The sequence below is a fragment of the Halochromatium sp. genome (assembly GCF_054919635.1).
Genome location: NZ_JBUDPI010000421.1, coordinates 1 through 2,902 on the forward strand (window position 1 = coordinate 1; position 2,902 = coordinate 2,902).

The window sequence follows — 2,902 nt, forward strand, 5'->3', positions numbered from 1 at the left end:
AGCGCCCCAGCCAGGTTGGTCGTGGGGATGGCGGTGCCAGCGCAGCGTTGAGCTGAAGGTCCTGCGGAAACGGCTGAGAAACGAAATGGCAGTATCGGGGGTCTCCTGCATGATGATGGCGTCGTGTTGGGGTGGGGTCTCGGGTCATCGTGGCTGAGACGGCCGCGAGGATTGCTGCAGGTCACTTATAAGGACCGTCCTTACGGCGGCCTTCTTTCGCCATCCATGCAATGGGTGCGCGTGGTGCTCCCGGCGACAGCGGACGACTCGCTGTGTGTGCTGCTGCCGCTCACAGGGTCGTGGATCAAGTGCTGACGATCGCTTGAGCACTGAAAGGAATCTCGCGGCGCTCGGGTCCAAAGGGGCAAGTGCATCACATCCCTAACCCGAGCCTCGAGGACCACGCGATGCCGGCCGAGATCAATCTCACTACCCAAGAGGCCAGAGCGCGCGCCTGGCGCCTGCTGGAGGAATCCGTGGTCACCTACCGCGGCCAGCCGGTCGGGACCGTCGCCGCCCATGATCCCGAGACCGAGGCGCTCAACTACGACCAGGTCTTCACCCGCGACTTCGCTATCTCGGCCTTCGCCTTCGTGCTCGATGGCCGCCCCGAGTGTGATGGTGGGATGAGCGCGGGCTTCGAGAGCGGTGTTTCGAGTGGCTTGGCCGATGATGACTGTAGCCATAGCTCGAGTAGCCGCGGTAGCCGCCTGTCGACCAGGCATGGACCGGCTCCGGTGCCATCAGCGCCATCGTGCTGATGATGAGCCAGGCGCCAATGCCGGCTCGACCCAGAGATCGCCAGCGCGGCCCAAGCACCGGGTCCTGCTGAATGCGCCTGGCATCACGCATCAGGTGATCGGTGTCGCGGTCTGCGGGGGTTATCATCATCATCGCCTCCGGCTTGTTCAGGGATGCTCACCCAAGGTGATGCTCAGGGCTTGGCGGCTCATCCAACGGCACCGCGAACAGATCGAGAAAGAAGCTCAGCGCAATAAAGAGCTCGATCACACTGGCCTGCTCGACCGCGGCGGCATCGCTCAGTCCCAGCGACCACAGGCGCGCGATCTCAGCATCCGTGATGGCATGAACATCGACCGCCGCGCGTCGTGCCAGCTGCAACAGCGCGATCCACTCGGCAGGTAAGGGCGCCTCATCCAGACCCTGGAGCAGCAGCCCGATCGTTTCCTGCGGCACCCCAAGGTGCTGCAGCGCCATCGAATGGGCGCCGACACAGTAGGCGCAGCCGCGCGCGTCAGCGACCACCACCGCCATCATCTCCTTGAGCGGGCGCTCCAGCGCTTCCTCGTCCATCACTCGTGCTGCCTCAGAGAGGGGGCTGCCTCAGTAACCGTTCACACAATAGGCCGACTGCGGTGGGTCAGCATCGCCGCGCTCATCGGACTCGCCCTCGCGATGCGAATCGTCGGCATCGTCGTCCGCATCGTCCAGCAGCAATGCCGCCTTGAGACTTGCCTCGAAGGCCAGCGCGCGCTTGAGCGCACGTGCACAAGGGGCGCACTGCGCCGCATGGGCTTGAAGTTCGGCTTGTCGTCCTTGCGGATCGACCAACAGTTGCCGGCGAAAGGCGAGACAGTTCATGGGTTGAGCCCTCTGCGCGAAGCGGACAGCGCCTTGATATCGGCTAGGACCCGCCTTGAGCAGCGGATATTTCGTCACGATGACGCAAGGGTCTCCACCGCACTGCAGCGAATCGATACCGCGTTGCAACGGATCGTGTTAACGAAACGTGCTATTGGCTTCGGTGGCTTTATGGAAAGGTACGCAAAAACAAAGCATTAAAAACTGGCACGACGACTGCACTAGCGCAGACAGATCGCTCATCGACGTCGGGAGTCCTTCCATGTCTGCTTCTGTTGCACGTGCCCCCAGTCCTACCCCCAGCCCATCGACGACCGCCAGCGAGGCGCCAAGCTTCGAGGCCCTTGCCGAGACCTATCGGCATAGCCTCTTCAAGTACGCCTGCCGGCTCTGCGGTGACAAGCAGATCGCCGAGGATCTGGTCCAGGACAGCCTGCTGCGGGCCTGGCGCTCATTCGCTCGGCTGCAGAACCCAGCGGCTGCCTTGGGCTGGATGAAGACCATCGTGCGTCGCGAGAATGCGCGCCGCTTCGAGCGCATCCAACCGCGCGAGAGCGCGATGCCAACCGAGGAGTTGCCGGCGCAGGCGGCTCAGGACTATGACACCTCCACCGACGCCTTTGTCTTGCGCCGGGCGCTTCGGGCGCTGCCGGTGGAGTATCGCGAGCCGCTGATCCTGCAGGTGCTGCATGGCTACTCGCAGCAGGAGAGCGCTGCGCGGCTTGGCCTCAGCGCGGCGGGCGCGGGGACGCGGCTGTTCCGCGCTCGCCAACGGCTGCGCGAAGCGCTGGGTGAGCGCGGATGATGCCCACGGCTTTGCGCTCAGGCGAGGAGCGCTCGGTGCCTGGCGCCGGTCTTGGCCCTCGCTTGCAGGCACCGTTGTTGCTGGTCGAGGACAACGCAGCGCTGCGCCAGATGCTGAGCTGGGAGCTCGGTGACCTCGGCTATCAGGTCCGGGCCGCCGGTGGCTGCGCCGAGGCCCGCCAGCTGATCGAGCGACAGCCAGTGTGCTGTGCGCTGATCGATATCCGCTTGCCGGATGGCGATGGCCGTGAGCTCAGTGCCGAGCTCGCCGACCGCGTTCCCGACCTGCAGATCGTGCTGATGAGCGGTGCCCATGATCTGCAGCCTGATCCGGGGCTTGCGCCGCATGTTCGCGTCTTTCTGAGGAAGCCGGTCAATCTGCAGCGGATTCACCAGCTGTTTGGCGCCACGGGCGCGCATCCGCGCCAGTGTGTCAGCAATGGCTTAAGCGTTCCATGATCCGAGTGAGCTTGAGGCCCCCAACCCCGCGCATCGC

Annotated in this window: 5 protein-coding genes; 3 read left to right on the forward strand and 2 right to left on the reverse strand. The window is 64.5% G+C overall.

Going from position 1 to position 2,902, the window contains the following annotated elements; genetic code table 11:
• Positions 1–407 precede the first annotated feature (407 nt).
• Positions 408–761 carry a glycoside hydrolase 100 family protein gene (locus tag ACY693_RS17640; RefSeq protein ID WP_462323118.1) on the forward strand — a complete coding sequence of 118 codons (354 nt, stop codon included), beginning with the start codon at positions 408–410 and terminating at the stop codon, positions 759–761.
• 157 nt (positions 762–918) lie between these two features.
• Here the strand turns inward: ACY693_RS17640 and ACY693_RS17645 are convergent, their stop codons facing one another.
• The gene (locus ACY693_RS17645; protein WP_462323119.1) at positions 919–1,314 is read right to left on the reverse strand and encodes a carboxymuconolactone decarboxylase family protein; all 396 of its coding nucleotides are present in this window, start codon (positions 1,312–1,314) and stop codon (positions 919–921) included.
• Positions 1,315–1,344: 30 nt separating this feature from the next.
• Positions 1,345–1,602 carry a hypothetical protein gene (locus ACY693_RS17650; protein ID WP_462323120.1) on the reverse strand — a complete coding sequence of 86 codons (258 nt, stop codon included), beginning with the start codon at positions 1,600–1,602 and terminating at the stop codon, positions 1,345–1,347.
• Positions 1,603–1,864: 262 nt separating this feature from the next.
• Between ACY693_RS17650 and ACY693_RS17655 the strand changes: the two genes are divergently transcribed.
• Complete coding sequence (locus ACY693_RS17655; RefSeq protein WP_462323121.1) at positions 1,865–2,407, forward strand: sigma-70 family RNA polymerase sigma factor; 543 nt, start codon at positions 1,865–1,867, stop codon at positions 2,405–2,407.
• A complete protein-coding gene (locus ACY693_RS17660; protein WP_462323122.1) occupies positions 2,407–2,865 on the forward strand; it encodes a response regulator in 459 nt (152 codons plus the stop codon). Before ACY693_RS17655 ends, ACY693_RS17660 begins: the two co-directional genes overlap by 1 nt.
• The last annotated feature ends 37 nt before the right edge of the window (positions 2,866–2,902 follow it).

What these genes read in the sequence shown, in the direction of transcription:
- ACY693_RS17660 (WP_462323122.1), top strand. Translation starts at nt 2,407, where the DNA reads ATGCCCACGGCTTTGCGCTCAGGCGAGGAGCGCTCGGTGCCTGGCGCC.
- ACY693_RS17655 (WP_462323121.1), top strand. Translation starts at nt 1,865, where the DNA reads ATGTCTGCTTCTGTTGCACGTGCCCCCAGTCCTACCCCCAGCCCATCG.
- ACY693_RS17640 (WP_462323118.1), top strand. Translation starts at nt 408, where the DNA reads ATGCCGGCCGAGATCAATCTCACTACCCAAGAGGCCAGAGCGCGCGCC.
- ACY693_RS17645 (WP_462323119.1), bottom strand. Translation starts at nt 1,314, where the DNA reads ATGGACGAGGAAGCGCTGGAGCGCCCGCTCAAGGAGATGATGGCGGTG.
- ACY693_RS17650 (WP_462323120.1), bottom strand. Translation starts at nt 1,602, where the DNA reads ATGAACTGTCTCGCCTTTCGCCGGCAACTGTTGGTCGATCCGCAAGGA.